The 19,936-nt window shown below is 68.2% G+C and carries 18 protein-coding genes and 1 rRNA gene; 4 read left to right on the forward strand and 15 right to left on the reverse strand.

The features are described from left to right. Positions 1-192: 192 nt before the first annotated feature. The 3 genes from AC5W7N_RS28285 to steA all read right to left on the reverse strand — a co-directional run bounded on the left by AC5W7N_RS28285 (position 193) and on the right by steA (position 3,448). A complete protein-coding gene (locus tag AC5W7N_RS28285) occupies positions 193-1,056 on the reverse strand; it encodes a hypothetical protein (protein WP_163812536.1) in 864 nt (287 codons plus the stop codon). Between the two features lie 236 nt (positions 1,057-1,292). Beyond that, the gene (locus AC5W7N_RS28290; RefSeq protein ID WP_195021575.1) at positions 1,293-2,237 is read right to left on the reverse strand and encodes a copper transporter; all 945 of its coding nucleotides are present in this window, start codon (positions 2,235-2,237) and stop codon (positions 1,293-1,295) included. Further along, positions 2,234-3,448 carry a putative cytokinetic ring protein SteA gene (steA, locus tag AC5W7N_RS28295; RefSeq protein ID WP_163812531.1) on the reverse strand — a complete coding sequence of 405 codons (1,215 nt, stop codon included), beginning with the start codon at positions 3,446-3,448 and terminating at the stop codon, positions 2,234-2,236. Before steA ends, AC5W7N_RS28290 begins: the two co-directional genes overlap by 4 nt. Before the next feature lie 178 nt (positions 3,449-3,626). On the opposite strand from steA, the gene AC5W7N_RS28300 reads away from it, so the two are divergent. The 3 genes from AC5W7N_RS28300 (at position 3,627) to AC5W7N_RS28310 (ending at position 5,983) form a co-directional block, all read left to right on the forward strand. Beyond that, positions 3,627-4,973 carry a GntP family permease gene (locus tag AC5W7N_RS28300; RefSeq protein ID WP_163812529.1) on the forward strand — a complete coding sequence of 449 codons (1,347 nt, stop codon included), beginning with the start codon at positions 3,627-3,629 and terminating at the stop codon, positions 4,971-4,973. Continuing rightward, positions 4,931-5,470 carry a gluconokinase gene (locus AC5W7N_RS28305; protein WP_194989501.1) on the forward strand — a complete coding sequence of 180 codons (540 nt, stop codon included), beginning with the start codon at positions 4,931-4,933 and terminating at the stop codon, positions 5,468-5,470. The genes AC5W7N_RS28300 and AC5W7N_RS28305 overlap by 43 nt, the downstream gene beginning before the upstream one ends. Positions 5,471-5,563: 93 nt before the next feature. Next, the gene (locus AC5W7N_RS28310) at positions 5,564-5,983 is read left to right on the forward strand and encodes an SRPBCC family protein (RefSeq protein WP_163812525.1); all 420 of its coding nucleotides are present in this window, start codon (positions 5,564-5,566) and stop codon (positions 5,981-5,983) included. Between the two features lie 147 nt (positions 5,984-6,130). On the opposite strand, the gene recN is transcribed toward AC5W7N_RS28310, so the two are convergent. Genes recN through AC5W7N_RS28335 form a run of 5 tightly spaced genes read right to left on the reverse strand, consistent with a single transcriptional unit; the run spans position 6,131 to position 10,836 of the window. Further along, positions 6,131-7,903, reverse strand: coding sequence for a DNA repair protein RecN (gene recN / locus AC5W7N_RS28315; RefSeq protein WP_163812523.1), 1,773 nt, complete (start codon positions 7,901-7,903; stop codon positions 6,131-6,133). After that, positions 7,881-8,852, reverse strand: coding sequence for an NAD kinase (locus tag AC5W7N_RS28320; protein WP_416381952.1), 972 nt, complete (start codon positions 8,850-8,852; stop codon positions 7,881-7,883). Before AC5W7N_RS28320 ends, recN begins: the two co-directional genes overlap by 23 nt. Then, positions 8,849-9,670: a TlyA family RNA methyltransferase gene (locus AC5W7N_RS28325; RefSeq protein ID WP_495922701.1), complete on the reverse strand. Its 822-nt coding sequence runs from the start codon at positions 9,668-9,670 to the stop codon at positions 8,849-8,851. The genes AC5W7N_RS28320 and AC5W7N_RS28325 overlap by 4 nt, the downstream gene beginning before the upstream one ends. 1 nt (position 9,671) lies before the next feature. Continuing rightward, on the reverse strand, positions 9,672-9,947 hold the full coding sequence (locus AC5W7N_RS28330; protein WP_163812519.1) for a hypothetical protein: 276 nt from the start codon (positions 9,945-9,947) through the stop codon (positions 9,672-9,674). A 13-nt stretch (positions 9,948-9,960) separates the two neighbouring features. Next, complete coding sequence (locus tag AC5W7N_RS28335) at positions 9,961-10,836, reverse strand: HAD-IIA family hydrolase (protein ID WP_178127732.1); 876 nt, start codon at positions 10,834-10,836, stop codon at positions 9,961-9,963. Positions 10,837-11,025: 189 nt separating this feature from the next. Here AC5W7N_RS28335 and AC5W7N_RS28340 point away from each other — a divergent pair, with 189 nt between their 5' ends. After that, the gene (locus tag AC5W7N_RS28340; protein WP_495922702.1) at positions 11,026-11,808 is read left to right on the forward strand and encodes an SDR family oxidoreductase; all 783 of its coding nucleotides are present in this window, start codon (positions 11,026-11,028) and stop codon (positions 11,806-11,808) included. 14 nt (positions 11,809-11,822) lie between these two features. Here the strand turns inward: AC5W7N_RS28340 and AC5W7N_RS28345 are convergent, their stop codons facing one another. The 7 genes from AC5W7N_RS28345 to atpD all read right to left on the reverse strand — a co-directional run bounded on the left by AC5W7N_RS28345 (position 11,823) and on the right by atpD (position 19,926). Next, complete coding sequence (locus AC5W7N_RS28345; protein ID WP_495924224.1) at positions 11,823-12,695, reverse strand: tetratricopeptide repeat protein; 873 nt, start codon at positions 12,693-12,695, stop codon at positions 11,823-11,825. 1,980 nt (positions 12,696-14,675) lie between these two features. Then, a 5S ribosomal RNA gene (gene rrf, locus AC5W7N_RS28350) occupies positions 14,676-14,792 on the reverse strand. Positions 14,793-15,441: 649 nt separating this feature from the next. Further along, a complete protein-coding gene (gene murA, locus AC5W7N_RS28355) occupies positions 15,442-16,701 on the reverse strand; it encodes a UDP-N-acetylglucosamine 1-carboxyvinyltransferase (RefSeq protein WP_163813936.1) in 1,260 nt (419 codons plus the stop codon). An 85-nt stretch (positions 16,702-16,786) separates the two neighbouring features. Next, entirely contained in the window at positions 16,787-17,380 is a 594-nt protein-coding gene (locus AC5W7N_RS28360; RefSeq protein ID WP_194992740.1) for a cob(I)yrinic acid a,c-diamide adenosyltransferase, read from the reverse strand. A 43-nt stretch (positions 17,381-17,423) separates the two neighbouring features. Continuing rightward, a complete protein-coding gene (locus tag AC5W7N_RS28365; RefSeq protein ID WP_175585901.1) occupies positions 17,424-17,846 on the reverse strand; it encodes a DUF2550 domain-containing protein in 423 nt (140 codons plus the stop codon). Between the two features lie 247 nt (positions 17,847-18,093). Then, on the reverse strand, positions 18,094-18,471 hold the full coding sequence (locus tag AC5W7N_RS28370; protein WP_163813933.1) for a F0F1 ATP synthase subunit epsilon: 378 nt from the start codon (positions 18,469-18,471) through the stop codon (positions 18,094-18,096). A gap of 6 nt (positions 18,472-18,477) precedes the next feature. After that, positions 18,478-19,926 carry a F0F1 ATP synthase subunit beta gene (gene atpD / locus AC5W7N_RS28375; protein WP_104362174.1) on the reverse strand — a complete coding sequence of 483 codons (1,449 nt, stop codon included), beginning with the start codon at positions 19,924-19,926 and terminating at the stop codon, positions 18,478-18,480. Positions 19,927-19,936 lie beyond the last annotated feature (10 nt).

The raw sequence follows: 19,936 nt of genomic DNA on the forward strand, positions 1-19,936 counted from the left end.
CACGAAACCCCCGGTCCTCTGTACGCCACGCCCGGTTTGCCACCCGATCGCTCGCACTCGCTCATACCACCCTCTTGCCGCTGCGACCCAGCTCACGCCCTGCCCCATCTCGGCATGGCCCGGATGCTGCCGACAGCACGGGTGGTCGTGCCGTCGTTCGGATCGTCTCGGCTTCGGGAGGTATGACCATTCTCAGCCCACGATGATGCTCCACTTTCCGAACTGTCCGGGAGGGAAGTCCTTCAGGTTCACGTAGTCACCGGCGGTATCGAGCTCGCCGGAGGCGCCGGCCCCCTGGAGATGCGAATCGGAATGACCGCTGTTGTAGAAAAAGAGCCGATCATCGTCGACGGAAACAACGTGGGTCCAATGCCCGAATTGCCCGGGAGGAAAGTCCTTCAGGTTGACATAGTCGCCAGAGCTAGCTATCTCACCGGACGCAGCCCACGGTTGCTGGTACCCGTTGTAGAAGAAGAGCCGGTTGCCACCGGCGGGCGCGATCATCCACCACGGGCCGAAGTGCCCCGCCGGGAAATCCATCAGGTTGACATACTCACCCGAGTCGTCGATCTCGGCGGTGACAGCTCCCCGAGTCTGAACGTTGTAGAAGAAGAGTCTGTTCCGGCCAACCGGAACGATGTGCGTCCACTTTCCGAATTTTCCGGGTGGGAAGTCCTTCAGGTTGACGTAGTCGCCGGTGGCATCGAGTTTCCCGACCGCGCCGGCCCCGGTAACCGCTGTGTAGAAAAAGAGCCGGCCATCGCCCAGCGGCACCACCGCCCACTGACCGAATTGTCCCGCGGGAAAGTCTCTCAGGTTGACATAGTTACCCGCGGCATCGATCTCTCCCGAAGCGGACTGTGTCGTTTGATAGTTGTGGAAGAAGAGCCGCTGACCGTCGGCGGGCACAATAAAGTGCCACTGTCCGAATTGACCGGCTGGATAGTCCTTCAGGTTGACGTAGTTACCCGAGGCATCCAGTTTCCCTGATGCGGCAGCTCCGGAGTGACTGTAGAAGAACATGACGACCCCTTCTTCGATGGTGTAAATCGCCACTGCTGTTCGATTCGGTCCAGCCAGATCGGTCGCGATTGGCGCCGCAAGCTCGCCCGGAGGTAGCAAGCCTCTTCGGCGACGCCACCAGGAGCCATGACCTCCGCACTGCCATCGAACCCGCCATGGCCCGTCCGGTCAATGGGCAGTCAGACCGGCATGGCGAGCATGGACAGTCCCGGGACCTGTAGCCGCCGATACAGTCGGTGACCTGCTCGGGCAGGTCAACCGGGTGGCGCTCAGCCCGGCAGGGCGGCGAGGGTCAGGGAGGTCGCGGTGGGGCCGGTGCCGTAGCGGCCGGTGCGCCCGGCCAGTTGCTCGGACAGGGCAAGGGCGGTGGTGACGCGGCCGAGTTCGCGGTCGAGGTTGTCGACGGTGGTGACGGCGGCGGCGAGGGGGGCGTCGTCGCGGACGACGGCGAGCGGGCCCGCGCCTTCGGCGGAGCCCGGGCGACCGGCCAGGACCACGCCCGCGCCGCGAGCACGCAGAGCGCCGGCGAAGCGGGCGGTATTGGCGCCGCGGCTGTTCTCCCCGGCCTTCGAGCCGTCACCGGTGACGACGACGGCCAGCTGGGCCGGCTGCACGGGGGTGTCGCCGTAGGCCAGGAATCCGCCGCCGCGCAGCGTCTCCAGGGCCAGGCCCAGTTCCTGCGGCGTGCTGCGCGGCTGCCCCGACGCCGGATCGAGCAGCAGCACCAGGCCGAGCAGATCGCCGGCCAGGCTGCCCTGGTCGACGGCACCGGTGCGCAGTTCGGCGCCCGCCGGGATGACGTTGGTGAGAGTCGAACGCATCCGGTCACCCTCGGTGGCGTCGACGAACGCCTCGGTGAACGCGATCCGGCCGGTGACGGCGGCGCCCGCGGTCTGCAACGCGGCCACGACACCGTCCACATCGCCGGGATCGGCGTCGGGGGTGGTGAACACCACGACGCTGCGGTCGGCGAGGGTGCCGCCGAGCAGCCGCGGCGCGGAACGGGCGATGAAGGCATCGGCGCCGTTCATCTGCCCGGTCAAGCGTTGATTCTCTGCGGTGAGGGTATCGACCTGGGCGCGTAGATCGTCCTTGTCGCTGCGCAGACCCGACAGCAGGTCCGAGGCCAGGGTCTGTGATCCGAGCACCACGCCAAGGGCGAGCGCGAGGAAGATCGCCGCGATCGAAATCGCGTGCTGGCGAAGCGAGATCACGCCGCCGTCCCACCCCGTAGGTCACGCGCCCAGAGCACGAACCGGTTCCAGGTGTCGGCGCCCCAATCCAGCATCTCGGTGCCGGAATTCGAGGCCAGCACCACCACGATCACCGCGATCAGCGCGGCCAGCACCACCAGCGCGATCGCGGTGCCGGACACTCGGTTGCGGTACAGGGTGGCCACCGCGGTGGCGTCCATCAGCGTCGAACCGATCTTGAGCCGCGTCAGGAAGGTCGCCGGGTTGCTGTCGCGGCGTCCGCGGTCGAAGAATTCGTCGAGCGAGGCGGCGGCTCCGGCGGTGACGATCAGCGCCGCACCGTGGTGGTGGGCCAGCAGCAACGCCAGATCCGTCGGTGCACCGGAGGACGGGAACGTCGTCGCGCCGATGCCCAGATCCTGGATGCGTTCCAGTCCCTTGGCGTGGCCGTCGGTGTCGGCGGGCAGGATCACCTCCGCACCGGATTTCAATGTCGCGGTGGTGATCTCGTCCGGGTCGCCGACGATCAGGTCCGGGCGGTAGCCGCCTTTGGTCAGGGTGTCGGCGCCGCGCCCGACGCCGACCATGATCGGCGCGTACTCCTTGATGAACGGCTTGAGCTTCTTCAGATCCTCCGCGTGCCCCGGCCCGTCGCCGACGACGACCACATGCCTGCCGCGCATCTCCAGTTCCAGATCCGGCACGCCGATCCCATCGATGAGCAGCGCCGATTCGGTGCGCACGAATTCGATGGTGTTGCCTGCGAACGCTTCCAGATGATCGGCGAGGCCGTTGCGGGCCTCGATCATCCGTTCCGCGATGGCGGCCTCGGTGAGTTCGATGGCCTCGACGAGGACTTCCGGCTCCTTCTTGGTGAGCCGGTCGGCGTAGACGACGCCACCGTCGATGCGGATCTTGGCGCCGTCCTTGATCTTGCTGAACGCATCCGAGCTCACCGTGTCCAGCAGCAGGATGTCGTTGGCCACCAGCACTTCCGGGCCGAGGTTCGGGTAGCGGCCCGAGATCGACGGCGAGGTGTTGATCACCGCGACCACGCCCGCTTCGACGAGACGGTCGGCGGTGAGCCGGTCCAGGTCCATTTCGTCGAGCACGACGATGTCGCCGGGACCGACCCGTTTGAGCAGACGCCGGGTGTTGCGGTCCACGCGGGCTATTCCGGTGCGACCGGGCAGCGTCTCGGTGTTCTTCGACAACAGCGCCAGCATCTTCATGACGCCGATGATGGCCGCAAACCCTCAACCATTGGTGGAGGCGCGCCGCACCTGTTACCACATTCGTCACTGTGATACCACTGCGCACCTCCCGCCACCGGCGAGTCCCCACGCAATCGGCCCGCAACCCCGGACGTGTCTGCCCGGCGAAACGCCGCTGGCCACGTAGGGTACCCGGGTGAGCACCGCGCACCTGGTCATCGCCGCGCTCGCGGGCATCGTCGTCATCGTCGCCGCGATCACCTGGCTGAAGATTCATCCGTTCATCGCACTCACCGTCGGCGCCATCGGCGTCGGCATCGGTGCCGGGTCCGGCGCCGCCGACACCGTCGACAGTTTCGTCTCCGGATTCGGCTCGACGATGGGCAGTGTCGGCATCCTGATCGGCTTCGGCGCGATGTTCGGCAAACTGCTGGCAGACTCCGGTGGCGCCACCCGCGTGGTCGACACGTTGCTCAAACTGTCCGGCCCGAAACTGATGCCGTGGACGATGGGTCTGGTCGGTGCCGTCATCGGACTGCCGATGTTCTTCGAAATCGGCGTCGTGCTGTTGATGCCGGTGATCATCCTGGTGGCCCGCCACTCCGGATTGCCGTTGATGCGCATCGCCATCCCCACGCTGGCGGGCCTGTCGGCCATGCACGGACTTGTGCCGCCGCATCCAGGTCCGCTCGTCGCCGTCGACGCTCTCGACGCCAACCTCGGTCTCACCCTGGCGTTCGGTGTGCTCGTCGCGATCCCGACGGTCGTGGTCGCCGGCCCGCTGTTCGGGACGCTGGCGGCCCGCTGGGTCGATGTTCCGGTCCCGGAGCTGTTCACCGACGAGGACGACAACGACGCCGACGACACGAAGCCCCAGCCACCCTTCCTGGTCGCCATCGGCACCATCCTGCTGCCGGTGCTGCTCATGCTCGGCAAGACTCTCGCCGACGTGATCGCGCCCGAATCCACCTCCGCGGCGAAGACCGTCCTCGACTTCCTCGGCACACCCGTCGTCGCCCTCGGCATCGGCCTGCTGGCCGGCATCGTGCTGCTCGGCTCCACCGCCCGGATGAGCCGCGACGACATCTCCGCGACGATGAACAGTTCGCTACCGCCGATCGCGGGCATCCTGCTGATCGTCGGCGCCGGTGGTGGTTTCAAGCAGGTGCTCGTCGATACCGGCATCGCCGACCTGATCGCCGACGCCATCCAGGACAGCAGCTTGCCGGTGCTGTTCCTGGCCTGGCTGGTCGCGGTGCTCATCCGGGTCGCGACCGGATCGGCTACCGTCGCCACGGTCACCGCTTCCGGCATTCTGGCGCCGGTGGCCGCCGACCTGTCCAACACCCACGTCTCGCTGATGGTGCTGGCGATCGGATCCGGTTCGCTGTTCCTGTCTCATGTCAACGACGCCGGATTCTGGCTGGTGAAAGAGTTTCTCGGGCTGACAGTTGCGCAAAACCTCAAATCGTGGACGGTGATGGAATGCCTGATATCGGTATGCGGTCTGGCCGGAGTGCTGGCGTTGAGCGTGGTCGTGTGACGCCGGTCCTGGTCGTCATGGGTGTGTCGGGGTCCGGTAAGTCGACCGTGGCCCGGCTGCTGGCGGAGAAGCTGGGCTGGGACATGCTCGAGGGCGACGATCTGCACCCCGAGACCAATGTCGCCAAGATGGCCTCGGGCACCCCGCTCACCGATGCCGACCGCTGGCCGTGGCTGCGCCGCATCGCCGACTGGATCGACACCCGCCAGTCCGCCCGCCGCCCCGGCATCGTCACCTGTTCGGCGCTCAAACGCAGCTACCGAGACGTCCTGCGCCGCGACGGCGTGATCTTCGTGCACCTGACCGGCAGCACCGAGCAGATCCGCGATCGCATCGGCCACCGCGCCGGCCACTTCATGCCCGCATCGCTACTGCAATCCCAAGTCGACACCTTGGAACCGCTGGAACCCGACGAGAACGGCATCGTCGTCGAAATCGGGCGCCCGCCTGCCGAAGAGGTCGCCGAGGTGATCGCGCAGTTGCCGCCCGGAAACTGACACCACCTGCCCGCAATTATCCGGGGTGCGCCTTTCGCAGTGCCCGGGACTACCCGTATTCTCCGGGTCACAGATATCCGAAGAGGAGACGTCATGGCCAGCACCACCGTCGATACCGTCATCGCCGCACCGCGGGAGACCGTGTACCGGCTGTTCGCCGACCGCGAGAGCATCAGCCCCTACCTGCCCGTCCAGCTCAAGCTGGTCAAGCCGGGCACCACCGAACGCGAAGGTGTCGGCGCGCAGCATCACGTCGGGCTCGGGCCGGTCGGCGTCACCGAGGAGATCACCGCGCTGGTGCCCGGCGAGCGGATGGAATACAAGATCGTCAAGGGCGCGCCGGTCAAGCGGCACGTCGGCATCGTCACCTTCGCCGACGCCCCCGGCGGCACCCGCGTCACCTACACCATGGAGTCCGAGCCGTCGCTGCCCGTGCCCGCCAAGGTGCTGGAGGCCGGCCTGAAAGTGCTGATCTCCCAGTTCATCAACGGAGCGAAGAAGGCCGTGCGCTGAGCTGACCTTCCGACAACGGCCGCGCCCGGAGTGCACCGGGCGCGGCCGTTGCGCATCGATGGGGTCTGGATCGGCTCGGCGGGCCGGCCCGGATTCCACGTGCCGATCACGCACCGGCATCGGCCGGGTTTCGGTTCCCGCGCCTGCTCAGCGCGCGGTGGCCCGCTCGGACCGCGCGATCTGCAAGAGTTCTTCGGCGTGCGCACGCCCGGTTTCGGTGTCGTCGAGGCCTGCGAGCATGCGGGCCAATTCGATCACCCGCTCGTCGTTGGTCAGGGCCCGCACGCCGGAATTCACCGCACCCGCACCGTCATCGGATTTGTTGACCACCAGATGCGTATCGGCGAAGGCCGCGACCTGCGGCAGATGGGTCACCACGATCACCTGATGGGTGCGCGCCAAACGGGCAAGCCTGCGCCCGATCTCCACCGCCGCCCGGCCGCCGACGCCGGCGTCGACCTCGTCGAACACCATCGTCGCACCGTGCTCACTGCCGGCGAGCACCACTTCCAGCGCCAGCATCACCCGGGAGAGCTCACCGCCCGAAGCGCTCTTGCTCAGCGGCAGCGACTGCGCACCCGAATGGGCCGACAGCCGGAACTCGACCTCGTCCACACCCGTCGACCCGGCGTGCAGCTCGGTCTCCCCGATGGTCAACGGGGCCGAATCCTGCGGTGCCGCAGGCACCGGCCGCACCACCACCTCGAGCCGCGCCTTACCCATCGCGAGCCCGCCCAGCTCGGCACTCACCGCCTCGGCGAGCTTGCCCGCCGCCTTGGTCCGCGCCGCCGTCAGCTTGCTGGCCGCCGCGCGCACCTTGTCCGCGGCCACCTCGACCTCTTTGGCCAGCGAGGCGAGGGTCTCCTCGGAAACGTCCAGTGATTCCAGCCGGGCCCGCGATTCCTCGGCCCAGGCGATCACCCCGTCGATATCGGGAGCGTATTTGCGGGTGAGCGTTTTGAGTTCGGCCTGGCGGGTGAGCATCGAATCCAGGGCGCCCGGATCGGACGGTAGATCCGACAGGTAGCCGCTCAGTTCGGTGGTCAGGTCGACCACCACCGCGATCGCCTCACCCAGCCGGGGCGCCAAGGCCGCCAAGGCCGGATCCTCGGCCGATTCGAGCCGAGATCGGGCGGTGCCCAGCGCATCCAGCGCGCCGGAGTTGGTCTCGGGGCTGTCGGCCGGGCCGGCCAGTGCATCGTGTGCGGTGGAAGCGGCCTCGCGCAAGGAATCCAGATCGCTGAGCCTGCGGATCTCGGCGACCAGGCGTTCGTCCTCGCCCGGCTCCGGTGCGATGCCGTCGATCTCGGCCAGCGAGTGCTTGAGCCGGTCGGCCTCCAACGCGAGTTCGCGGCTGCGCGCGGTGCGTTCGAGCAGTTCGGTGCGCGCATCCAGCCAAGCCCGGCGATGCTGCTGGTACTTGCGCAGCAGCGGTCCGACGGTGTCGGCGGCGAATTGATCCAGCGCGCTCAGCTGCTGATCCGGCCGCTGCAACCGCAGCTGGTCGTTCTGCCCGTGCACCGTCAGCAGCGGGGCCGTGAAATCCGACAGCACCGAGGCCGGAACGCCGCGCCCGCCCAGATGCGCACGCGAACGCCCATCGCTGCCGACGGTGCGGATGGCGATCACGCTGCCGTCGTCGTCACGTTCGGCGGCAGCGGCCTCCAGCACCTCGGCTACCTCGGCGCGCGCCGCCTCGTTCACCTCGTCGATGGTGAACCGGCCCTCCACCACCGCACGGGACGCGCCCAACCGCACCCGCCCGGCATCCGCGCGCGCACCACTCAGCAGATGCAAACTGGTGACGACCATCGTCTTTCCGGCGCCGGTCTCACCGGTCAGGACCGTCAGACCCTCATGGAATTGCGCGGTCGCCGTGGAGATGACGCCGAGTCCGTCAATCCTGATCTCTGTCAGCACGTGTGCTCTCCGTTCGCCGTCGGCCACGCCAGCCTGTCACGGGCAATTGGAATTTGCGCACCATCCGGTCGGCGAACGGCGCGGAATCCAACCGCACCCACTGCACCGGTTCGGCGCCGCGGACCGCTTCCACTCGACCACCCCTCGGCAGGGCGAGGGTGCGCCTGCCATCCAGGAAAACTATCGCATCGTGGCCCGTCGCAACGGATTCGACCGCGATCCGGGAATCCGGGCTGGTCACCAGCGGACGGGCGAACAGGGCGTGCGCGTTACTGGGAATGACCAGCAGCGCTTCCAGCTCCGGCCACACCACCGGCCCGCCGGCGGAAAACGCATAAGCCGTGGAGCCGGTGGGCGTGGCGATCAGGATGCCGTCGCAACCGAACGCCGACACCGGCCTGCCGTCCACCTCGAGCACCACTTCCAGCACACCCATCCTGGCGGCGTTCTCGATGCTGGCTTCGTTGAGCGCCCAACCGCTTTCGACCACCTCGTCGTCGACGCGGACCGAGACATCGATCGTCATCCGCTGTTCGACCCGGTAGTCGCGGCGCACCACCTGCGCCAGCGCCTCGTCCAGATGTTCGGCCTCGGCTTCGGTCAGGAAACCGATGCGGCCCAGATTGATTCCCAGCACCGGCACCGACGCTGTCCGCGCCAGTTCCGCCCCGCGCAGAAACGTGCCGTCACCGCCGAGGGCCAGCACCATTTCACAGCCGAGGGCGGCATCCGGCTTGTGTTCGACGACGCGCACCGGATAGCCGCCGCCTGCGCTCGAATCCGCCTCGAACTTGGTGCTGTAGGCCTCGTCGGCCAGCACCCGCAGCCCGATGCCAGCGTCGGCGAGGATCTTCGCCACCCGATGCGAGGTCTCGATGATCTCGGCCCGCCCCGGATGCGAGACCAGCAGGATCTCCCGCCCGGCGGCCTCGCCCGTCAGCGCGTTCACTGTGGACCCTCCTCAACCGCGCGTTCGACCAGGGCCGCGACCGCCGCGTGGTCGTAGTCGAACGGTCCGTCGTTGTGCAACCACAGGAAGTATTCGACATTTCCCGACGGCCCCGGCAGTGGGCTGGCCACCGCCGCCAGGGTGCGCAGACCCAGTTCGCCCGCGGCCGAGGCCACCGTGCGGACCGCTTCGGCGCGCAGCGCCGGATCACGCACCACACCGCCGGAGCCTACTCTTTCCTTGCCCACCTCGAATTGCGGCTTCACCATCGGCAGTAGGTCGGCACCGGGTGCCGCGCAGGCGGCCAGCGCGGGCAGCACCAGCGCGAGCGAGATGAACGACAGGTCGGTCACCACCAGTTCCACCGGGCCGCCGATAACCTCGGGGGTCAACGTGCGGACATTGGTGCGGTCCAGCACGCGCACCCGTTCGTCGTTCTGCAATCGCCACACCAGCTGGCCGTAGCCGACATCGGCGGCGACCACTTCACGAGCCTGCCGCGACAGCAGCACATCGGTGAATCCCCCGGTGGACGCGCCGGCATCCAGGCAACGTTTCCCGGCGACACGCAAACCGCCCGGTTCGAACGCCTCCAGCGCTCCCAGGAGTTTGTGCGCGCCACGCGACGCCCACGACACCTCGTCCGGCTGTTCCCGCACCAGCAGCGGTGTTCCGGGTTCCACGGCCGTCGCCGGTTTCACCGCGACGGCGCCATTGATGAGGACGCGGCCCGCCCCGATCAGCTCGACCGCGTGTTCTCGCGATCTGGCCAATCCGCGGCGTACCAGTTCGGCGTCCACTCGTGCGCGCCTGGCCACCTCAGATCTTGTCCACCGTCGCCAGCGCCTGCACCAGGACCTCGTGGGCCTGTTCCAGGATGTGCGCCCGCCGGGTGAGGTCGGTGCCGCTGTCCGGATCACCGTCGCCCGCGCCCGCACCGGCGCCGAGTTCGTCCAGCAGCGCATCGATCTCGGTGCGGATGCGGTCGGGATCGGCCGGTTCCGGACGTCCCTGTGCACCAGGCAGATGCTGACCGGGCAGCGGCGCCCCTGGACGGGGGCCGGGCACAGGCGGACGGGGCGTGGGAGTACTCATCGTGGCGACAACGCTATCGGATTTCGGAACGGGACGCGCGTACCGTCACGGCGCGACCAGGATTGTCGCGCAGGGTGTCGGCGAGATCACCGTCCCCCGCGGGCACCGGCGGCTGATTCAGCGCGTCCAGGGACGTCGCGACGTAAGTGGGCCACAGCTCCTCGGGCCATTCCGCGAGATCGGCCGCGGTGCTGACGCCGGTGAGCACCAGCAACGAATCCAGCTCGACGCGTGCCGCGCCTTCGATGTCGGTATCGAGTCGATCCCCGACCACGAGCGCGTTGCGCGTACCCGCCCGCACCAGCGCGTCTTCGAGCAGCGGTGCATACGGCTTCCCGGCGACGACGGGTTCGCGGTCGGAGGCGGCCCGCAACGCCGCCACCATCGATCCGTTGCCCGGCGCGAGGCCGCGCTCGTTCGGCAAGGTCTTGTCGGTGTTGGCGGCGATCCACAGCGCATCGGCACGCAGGGCGTAGGCGGCTTCGGCGAGGTCGGGCCAGCCGGTCTCGGGCGAATGGCCCTGCACGACCGCCTCCGGCGCCGAGCCGTTGAACCGGCGCACCGGCCGCAGTCCGACCGCGCTCACCTCGGCGGCGAGGTCGTCGGTGCCGACGACGAGCACCTGCGCCTGCGGTTCGAGCCGTTCGGCCAACAGCCGCGCGGCGGCTTGTGCGCTGGTCACGACGTCCTCGGTACCGGCCTGGAACCCGAGTTCGGTCAGATGCTCGGCCACCACAGCGGGCCCCCGGCTCGCGTTGTTGGTCACGTACACCAGCCGCTGGTCCCCCTCCGACAATGCCGCAGGCGCCCCGTCGATGACGACCTGCCCGCGATAGAGCGTCCCGTCCAGATCCAGCAGCAGCGCGCCGTATCGGTCCCGCACCCGCATCACATCACTCCCTCGCACCGATTCAGCGTCCACCCGAAATCCTCCCACCCGCAGTGCCCATGCGATCGACCGGCACGGCCTGCGTATCAACGCCGTCCCGTCGCGGAGCAGTGGAGGCAACAGCACCGACATGAGCCGCGAACCGAATCGAGGACAGGATGCGGCCGCAATACCTGCGATCCTGGCCAGATGACCCCATCACCACCTTCTTCCGAGTCCGCTCCACTGCGCGACTGCGGCGCCTTGGTCACCGGCGGATCCCGCGGCATCGGCCGTGCGATCGTCACGCGGCTGGCCGCTGCGGGCGCGGCTGTGGTCTTCACCTACCGCACCTCGGCCGCGGCGGCCGAGGCCCTCGTCGACGAGATCCGGGAACAGGGCGGCCGCGCACACGCCGTGCCCTGCGATCTGGCCGATAGCGAACAGACCGCCGGCGCGTTCGAGGCCACGACGGTCACTCTCGCCGACCGTTTCGGCATCGGCCTCGACATCGTCGTCGCCAACGCAGGCATTTTCACCAGTGCCCCGCTCGACGGGCTGGACCTGAGCGAGTGGGACCACGCGATGGCGGTCAATGCCCGCGGCACCCTGCTGACCTTACAATTCGCCGCGCGCAACCTGCGCGACAACGGCCGCATCATCACCATCTCCACCATCGGCACGCACTGGCCGAGCCCCGGCGAGGCCGCCTATGCCGCGAGCAAGGCAGCGGCCGAGCAGCTGACCCGCGTCGCCTCCCGAGAACTCGGCGGCCGCGGCATCACCGCGAATGTGCTCGCCCTAGGACCGACCGACACCGATCTGCTGCGCTCGACCGCGCCACCGGCCGCACTCGACGCGACCGCGGCCATGACAGCGCTCGGACGGATCGGCGGCCCCGCCGACATCGCGGGCATGGTCGCGTTGCTCGCGCACCAGGACAGCGGCTGGGTCACCGGGCAGATCATCCGCGCCGACGGCGGCCTCACCTGACCGGTGAGCCGCGCTCAGGCGTCGCCGGTGAGTTCGGCCGCTCGTTCCTCCGCGTCGGTGTCGCCGTCGAGATCTGCCGCCGCGGCGTTGAGGAACCAGGTCAGGCCCTCCTCGGCGCGGCCGGCGGCGACCAGGGCGTCGGCGTAGGCGTAGAACAGGCGGGCGGCGGCCGAGCCTGTGCGTGAGGGGTCCAGATCCGGGGTCTGCAACGTGACGACGGCCTGGTCGTACTGGCCGAGGTCCATGCGAGCGCCTGCGACCACGATCCGCAGTTCGTTGGCTTCGTCGCCGCGCAGGGCTCGCGCTTCCTCGCTGCGGCCCAGCTCGATGGCGCGTTCTGGGCGACCGAGCCCGCGTTCACAGTCGGCCATCACCGCGAGCAGACCGGAGCCACCGGACATGCGTCGTGCGGTCCGCAGCTCGGAGAGAGCTTCGGCCCATTCACCAGCGTGATAGGCCACCACACCCGCGGTTTCTCGCACCACCGCGATGCGGCCGGCCCGCTGCCGGGCGGCGCGCGCGTGCGCCAGCGCCAGCCCCGGATCGTCGTCGAGCAGGCGCGCGGCCATCACCAGATGCCTTGCGACGGTCTCGGCATTGCCCTTGTCCAAGCTGAGCAGGTCACGCCGGATCGTGGTGTCGAGGTCGGAGGCCTGAACGTCATCGGGCAGGTCCGGCTCTTCCGGCCGGGGCGGACGGCGATCCATCATCCGGCCGCCGGGCGCCCGGCCACCATCGCCGCCGCGACGCCGATCGCCACCGGGTCCATCGCCACGGCCCTCATCGCGCCGCTTCGGCCCGCGATCGTTCCAGCCGCGGCTGTCTTCGCGCCGGCCACGGTCGCCGTTGTCGGTCACATCGCCCCGCTCTCCGGTCTGCGCGACCACCGAGGGCCGCTGTTCGACGGCATCGTCGCGGTCGTCGGCGCGCGCCCCGGTTACAGCCGTGCCCGCGTCGTCGCCGCCGGTCCAGTCTGCCGGTCGATCCGCGTTATCGGCATCGCCACGCCGGCCGGACGGTGCGGCGTCAGCAATCAGTTCCGTCGCCGAAACCGGGTCTGCGTCGGAGGTCGACCGCTCGGTGTCATCCGCACCCGTCTCCTCGGTTCGGCGCAAAGCAGCGTCGTCCGCCGACGAGCTTCGACGTTCGATGTCGTCCGCCCGGGCAGCGTTTGTCGATTCGGCGTGGGACTCGCCTGCACGAGCCGGCTGGTCGCCCGTCCGCTCGGCGGGAGATTCAGTTTCTCCGCTTGCGGCCGCAGGCACCGACTCGGTCCGGGAAGAGTGGCCAGTGGCCTGCTCGGTAGCAGCGGATCCTGCGCTCAGGTCCTGGTCGTGGTCCGGGCTGGCTGCTGCCTCGATCGGCGCGATGTCGTCACGCTCGGTTCCGGAGCGATCGCCCGCATCGGTGTTCGGGAAGGACCGCTGCGACGAACGGTCGTCCTGCCGCCGGAAACCACCGCTGCGCCGGCCCTGGGTGCCCGAGTCGTCCCGCTCGGCATATCCACGCTCGGGGCGTCCGCCCTCGAACTCGCCGCGACGGAATCCACCGCCGCTCCCGCCGCGGGATTCGCCTCCTGAGCGTCGGAATCCGCCCGGACGATCGCCCGAAGTGCTCGGCCGTCCGCTGTCACCACGCCGGAAACCACCCTGGTCGGATCCGCGGCGGTCGTCGCGGCCGCCGCGAACGTCATCCGAGGAACGCCGGAAACCGCCCTTGTCCGCACCCCGGTAACGGTCGCTCCCGCCACGATCTCGATCGTCGCGTCCGCCACGAGGCCCTTCCGACGAGCGCCGGAAGCCTCCCCGGTCCGAACGGTAGCGGTCATCTCCGCCGCCTGGGCGGTCGTCACGCCGGGCGCGAGCGTCGTCCGAGGAGCGCCGGAAACCGCCCTTGTCCGCACCGCGGTAGCGATCGTCCCCGCCGCGCGCCCGGTCCTCGCGCGGTCCCTGGTCGCCGGAGCGCCGGAACCCACCGGGCCGGTCGCCGAAGTTCGCCCGACCGCCGGGCCGCGAATCGCGGTCCCGATCACCACGGAACCCGGGCCGATTGCCGCCACGCTCCGATGAACCGGTGGTGTCGTCGTATCGGCGCCGGTCATCGGGCCCGCGTCGCTCGTCCCGATCGCCCGACCGGCCGTATCCGCGCCGATCCTGGCCGGACGAGCCCCATTCGCGCCGGTCTCCGCCGCGCCGATCATCTCGATCACCGGATCGGCCGTAACCACCGCGGTTCTGGTCCGATGACGATCCGCGCTCGCTCCGCTCGCCGCCGCGACGGTCCGCGCCACGGTCGTTCCACGGCCGGTCGCCCGTATCGCGCCGCGGTGCGTCGTCGCGGCGATCCCGCCACTGTGGCCGGCCTTCGGACGAGCTGCCGCGGTCGGATTCACGCCGGTCCCGGTACCCGCCGCGATCGTCGCTGCGGTTCCAGTTACTACCACGCTGCTGTGGGCGGCTACTGCTCTCATTGCGCGGTCCGCGCCGAGCCGGCCCGGCTTCGCTGGGTTGACCGCTGTCGCGTCCACCGCGCGGGAAGCCGCCACGTTCGCCGCTGCTTCGGTCGGCGCGGTCGTGACCTCGGCGCGTTCTGCGTTCGTCGTCTCCGCTTCGGCCCCGACCGCCGCGTTCCCCCGAGGTACCGCGGTCGCCCCGATTATCGCCGCGGCCTCCGTATCCGCGCTCGGGGTCGTTGCGGCGGAAGGGTTTCCGACCGTCGTTCTGTTCCGGCACGGTGGTCCCTTTCTGAGTTGCGCGCACAGGTGGCTCGGCCACGAATTCCTGACATCTACTCGACGTTCGCCGAGCATTTCGGCATACAAACGACGATAGGGGACCCAGTGTATGGGTCCCCTATCGTGAAGGATGTTCCGGCGGTGTCCTACTCTCCCACACCCTGTCGAGTGCAGTACCATCGGCGCAGGTGGCCTTAGCTTCCGGGTTCGGAATGGGACCGGGCGTTTCCCCACCGCTATAGCCGCCGTAACTTCACCCACGTGTTACTCACCCGTTCGCCGCTCGTGTACCCCGAAGGGCCTTACCGCTCGACTTGCATGTGTTAAGCACGCCGCCAGCGTTCGTCCTGAGCCAGGATCAAACTCTCCGTTGAAGACTCTCGAAACACCCCGAAGGGCGAATCAGAAATATCTAAACTAGAGTCCGAAAACCCAGCAAAACCGAACACCAGCAAAAATTTGCTGACATTCAAAATGTCCGACCCACAACACACGGGGGTATGAGGGGCCGGAACCAATAATAATATTGGCACTGACATTCATCGACACACTATTGAGTTCTCAAAGAACACACGCACACACATCCACACTAGAATCTTGCTGGGGCTTCCGTGAGGCAACTTTTACAGCTTAGCTCGGCCGTAGACCCGAAGCAAATCCGGGGTACCGGTCCAGCTAGTGTGATCGTCAGGCGCTCCTCGTACTACCTCGTTTCCCTGGCCGCACGCTCAGCGTTTCCGCTCAGCTCCTGGGCCCCGGGTCGGTGTCCGTGTCGCTCTGACTCGAATAAAGTTACGTGGCTACATTTGCAATGTCAAATCGCCTGGTCAGGAAGGGTTTTCGGCGAGGTTTCGGCTATCGCTTCCGCGCTTCCGCTGCCCTACCGGCGATCCGGGCCGTCATTCGGTGACGCCGACCCGCCGCACCTGCCCGCCCAACGCCTGCAACTGCTCGACGAAGTTCGGGTAGCCGCGGTCGATGTGGAACACGTCGTGCACTTCGGTCGTGCCGTCGGCGACCAGGCCCGCCAGCACCAGCCCGGCGCCGGCGCGAATGTCGGAGGACCACACCGGCGCGCTCGACAACCGCGGGATTCCGCGAACCACCGCGTGATGACCGTCGGTGCGCGCGTCGGCACCGAGGCGGATCATCTCCTCCACGAAGCGGAATCGGGCTTCGAAGATGTTCTCGGTGATCATCGAGGTGCCGTCGGAGATGGCCGCGAGACCGATCGCCATCGGCTGCAGGTCGGTGGGGAAACCGGGGAACGGCAGCGTCGAGAAGTTCACCGCACGCGGACGTTCGGGCTGCACCACCCGGAAACCGTCTGGCTCGAAGGAGATCCGGGCGCCCGCCGAACGCAGCTTGTCCAGCACCAGCGACAGATGCTTCGGGTTGACGCCGGTGACGCGCACATCGCCCATGGTCATCGCGGCGGCGATACCCCAGGTGGCCGCGACGATGCGGTCGCCGATCACCCGGTGGGTGGTGGGCGAGAGCCGCTCGACGCCCTCGATGGTCAGCACCGAGGTGCCCGCGCCGTTGATCCGCGCACCCATCTGCACCAGCATGTTGCACAGGTCGACGATGTCGGGCTCACGCGCGGCGTTGTCGATCACGGTCTCCCCCTCCGCGAGCACCGCAGCCATGAGGATGTTCTCGGTGGCACCGACCGACGGGAAGTCGAGCCGGATCCGGGCGCCCTGCAGCTCGTCGGCCCTGGCCACCACGCACCCGTGCTCGATCTCGCTGGTCGCGCCCAGCAGACGCAGCCCGGCCTGGTGCATATCCAGCGGACGGGAACCGATGGCATCACCGCCGGGCAGCGCGACGACCGCGCGCTTGCACCGGGCCATCAGCGGCCCGAGCACACAGACCGAGGCGCGGAACTGGGTGACCGCCGGGAAATCGGCGTGGTACTTCGGTTCGGCGGGCGTGTCGATGGTGACGACCGACCCGTCGATCGTCACATCGCAGCCGAGGCCGCGCAGCACATCCGCCATCAGCGGGACGTCGAGGATGTCGGGGCAGTTCGTGATGGTTGTGGTGCCTTCGGCCAGCAGGGCCGCGGCCATCAACTTGAGGACGCTGTTCTTGGCGCCCCCGACCGCGACCTCACCGACGAGCCGATTGCCGCCAGTTACCAGAAAACGTTCCATGCCGCCTCTCCGCGTCTTCGGCGCACCACTGAGTGCAAGGATAATGCTCTACCGGCTCCCGGCGATCGGCCACCGAGGCAGTGAACTAGTCGTCGCGGTCCGCGGACTCGGCGCCCCCACCGGGCTGCCACAGCACATCGCCACCGGGATTGGCCACCCGGCCGAGGATGAACAACAGGTCCGACAGCCGATTCAGGTATCGAGCGGGCAGCGTACCGGTGTCGTCGGGGTGCGCTTCGACCGCCGCCCAGGCCGAACGCTCGGCGCGCCGGACCACAGTGCGGGCCACATGCAGATGGGCGGCCAAGGGAGTACCGCCGGGAAGGATGAACGAGTTGAGCGGGGCGAGCCCTTCGTTGAACTCGTCGCACCAGGATTCGAGCCGGTCGATATACGGCTGAGTGATGCGCAGCGGCGGATATTTCGGCGCCTCGACGATCGGCGTCGACAGGTCCGCGCCCGCGTCGAACAGATCGTTCTGCACCTGGCGCAGGACCTCCCCGATCCGCGGGGAGGGAGCGCCCACCGCGAGGGCGACGCCGATCGCGGCATTGGCCTCATCGCAGTCGGCGTAGGCGATCAAGCGCGGATCGGTTTTGGCCACGCGGGAGAAATCGCTCAGCCCGGTGGTCCCGTCGTCCCCGGTCCGGGTATAGATCCGGGTCAGATGCACACTCACACGACCACCTTAAACGCTGCCCCGCCGAGACCGGCGGCCGCTGTCAGTGCCCGCGCAGCCGGCGGGCGCGATCGGAGGGCCTTGACTCCACCCATGACAAAAAGGCAGCCAGCGAGCCGCGATCCAATGCCAACTCGAAGCTGCCCTGTGCATCCGATACCGCGATCACCGCGATCTCGTCGGTCATGATGTCGTATTCATCGCCCCGCGGGCCGCGCCGCTCACCGACCTCGATGCCGCGGCGGTGGATCACCGAATCCGGGCCGAGTTTGAGGCTGGACAGCTTGAAGAAGACGAGCCGGTCTTCGCCGTAGCGGATCAGTCCGTGCCGCCAGCGTTCCCCGCCGCGAGCCGGGAGCACCCGCAGAATCGCGGCCGTGCCGCCGCGGCGCAACATCACCAGACGATAGGTGGAGGCCAGGGCGAGGGCGACCAGCAGACATACCAGAATGATCAGCAGAACCATCCCGGTGTGCAATGCCGTCCATCCCTTCGTTCGCCGAATCGATCGAATCCCACCCCGTCGACCGAACCCGGTCATTCAACCACGGACTCGAGTTTACAAATGGGGCGGGCTTGTCGGCGAACATACCGCTAGCGCCGGCCGCCCGGCGATCACGGCGACCGAAACAACACTGCCGGCGGCGAGATCGCCACCGGCAGTGTCGTATTCGATTGTGTTGTGCCGCTTGGACGCTCGACAGCGTCCGAGCTCAGGCGTTCGCGTTCTGCTCGACCGCGCGCACCCGGCCCTGCGCCACCCGCTTGTCTTCGTCGGAGGCCGTCCCTTCGGCAAGCACCCGGCGGGCCGCCTCGATATCGACCTCGCCGGCGAACTCGGCGGACTCGGCCAGCACCCGCACCGAGTCGCCGGTGACCGAGAAGAACCCGCCGTGCACCGCCGCGACGATGCGCTGACCGTCGGTATCGACGATGGTCACCGTGCCGCCCTCGACCAGCTGGCCGAGCAGCGGCTCATGGCCTGCCATGATGCCGATCTGGCCCTCGGTGGTCTGCGCGCTGACGAACGACGCCCGGCCGGACCAGAGCAGCCGTTCGACGGCGACGAGATCAACTGACATATCGGCCATCGGTGACTACTTTCCGGCGATCTTCTTGGCGGCCGCCTCGACGTCGTCGAGACCACCGCAGGAGTTGAACGCCTGCTCCGGGTAGTGGTCGAACTCGCCCTTGCACACGCGGTCGAAGTCGTCGATGGTCTGCTCCAGCGGAACCACCGAACCGGGCTGACCGGTGAACTTCTCGGCGACGATGAAGTTCTGGCCGAGGAACTTCTCCAGGCGGCGGGCACGGCCGACGAGAACCTTGTCCTCTTCGGAGAGCTCGTCCATACCGAGGATGGCGATGATGTCCTGCAGTTCCTTGTACTTCTGCAGGATGCGCTTGACCTCGTTGGCCACGGCGAAGTGCCGCTCGCCGACGATCGACGCCTCGAGGATACGAGAGGTCGAGGTCAGCGGGTCGACGGCCGGGTAGATGCCCTTCTGCGAGATCGGGCGGGAAAGCTCGGTCGTCGCGTCCAGGTGGGCGAAGGTGGTCGCAGGCGCCGGGTCGGTGTAGTCGTCGGCGGGGACGTAGATCGCCTGCAGCGAGGTGATCGAGCGACCACGGGTCGAGGTGATGCGCTCCTGCAGCTCACCCATCTCGTCGGCCAGCGTCGGCTGGTAACCCACGGCCGAAGGCATACGACCCAGCAGGGTCGAGACCTCGGAACCGGCCTGGGTGAACCGGAAGATGTTGTCGATGAACAGCAGCACGTCCTGGTGCTGCACGTCGCGGAAGTACTCGGCCATGGTCAGGGCCGAGAGGGCGACGCGCATACGGGTGCCCGGCGGCTCGTCCATCTGGCCGAAGACGAGGGCGGTGTCCTGGAGGACGCCCATCTCTTCCATCTCCAGGCGGAGGTCGGTGCCCTCACGGGTGCGCTCACCGACGCCGGCGAACACCGACGTACCGGAGAACTCACGCGCGATACGGGTGATCATCTCCTGGATCAGAACGGTCTTACCGACACCGGCACCACCGAACAGACCGATCTTGCCGCCCTTGACGTACGGGGTCAGCAGGTCGAGGACCTTGACGCCGGTCTCCAAGATCTCGGTCTTGCCCTCGAGCTGGTCGAAGCTCGGCGGCTTGCGGTGGATGCCCCAGTTCTCGCCGTCGCGGCCGAGGCCGGGGCTGTCGAGGCAGTCGCCGAGGGCGTTGAAGACGTGGCCCTTGACGACGTCGCCGACGGGCACCGAGATCGGCTTGCCGGTGTCGCTGACGGAGGCGCCACGGACCAGGCCGTCGGTGGGCTGCATCGAGATGGTACGCACGATGTTGTCACCGAGGTGCTGGGCGACCTCGAGGGTGAGGGTCTTGGCCACCGAGGCCAGGGTGATGTCGGCGTGCAGAGCGTTGAACAGCTCGGGGATGGCACCACGCGGGAACTCGACGTCCACGACGGGGCCGATGACCCGGATGACGCGGCCTGCAGCAGCGCCGGTCCGGCTCGAGTTGTCTTGTGTGACAGCTGCGGTCATTTGGATAAGT

It is taken from the genome of Nocardia sp. CDC519, from assembly GCF_059509835.1.

Coding starts and splice junctions, on each gene's coding strand:
- steA (WP_163812531.1), bottom strand. CDS start 3,448: ATGAAGATGCTGGCGCTGTTGTCGAAGAACACCGAGACGCTGCCCGGT.
- AC5W7N_RS28305 (WP_194989501.1), top strand. CDS start 4,931: ATGCGGTCTGGCCGGAGTGCTGGCGTTGAGCGTGGTCGTGTGACGCCG.
- AC5W7N_RS28310 (WP_163812525.1), top strand. CDS start 5,564: ATGGCCAGCACCACCGTCGATACCGTCATCGCCGCACCGCGGGAGACC.
- AC5W7N_RS28330 (WP_163812519.1), bottom strand. CDS start 9,947: ATGAGTACTCCCACGCCCCGTCCGCCTGTGCCCGGCCCCCGTCCAGGG.
- AC5W7N_RS28335 (WP_178127732.1), bottom strand. CDS start 10,836: ATGCGGGTGCGGGACCGATACGGCGCGCTGCTGCTGGATCTGGACGGG.
- AC5W7N_RS28340 (WP_495922702.1), top strand. CDS start 11,026: ATGACCCCATCACCACCTTCTTCCGAGTCCGCTCCACTGCGCGACTGC.
- murA (WP_163813936.1), bottom strand. CDS start 16,701: ATGGAACGTTTTCTGGTAACTGGCGGCAATCGGCTCGTCGGTGAGGTC.
- AC5W7N_RS28365 (WP_175585901.1), bottom strand. CDS start 17,846: ATGGTTCTGCTGATCATTCTGGTATGTCTGCTGGTCGCCCTCGCCCTG.
- AC5W7N_RS28370 (WP_163813933.1), bottom strand. CDS start 18,471: ATGGCCGATATGTCAGTTGATCTCGTCGCCGTCGAACGGCTGCTCTGG.
- atpD (WP_104362174.1), bottom strand. CDS start 19,926: ATGACCGCAGCTGTCACACAAGACAACTCGAGCCGGACCGGCGCTGCT.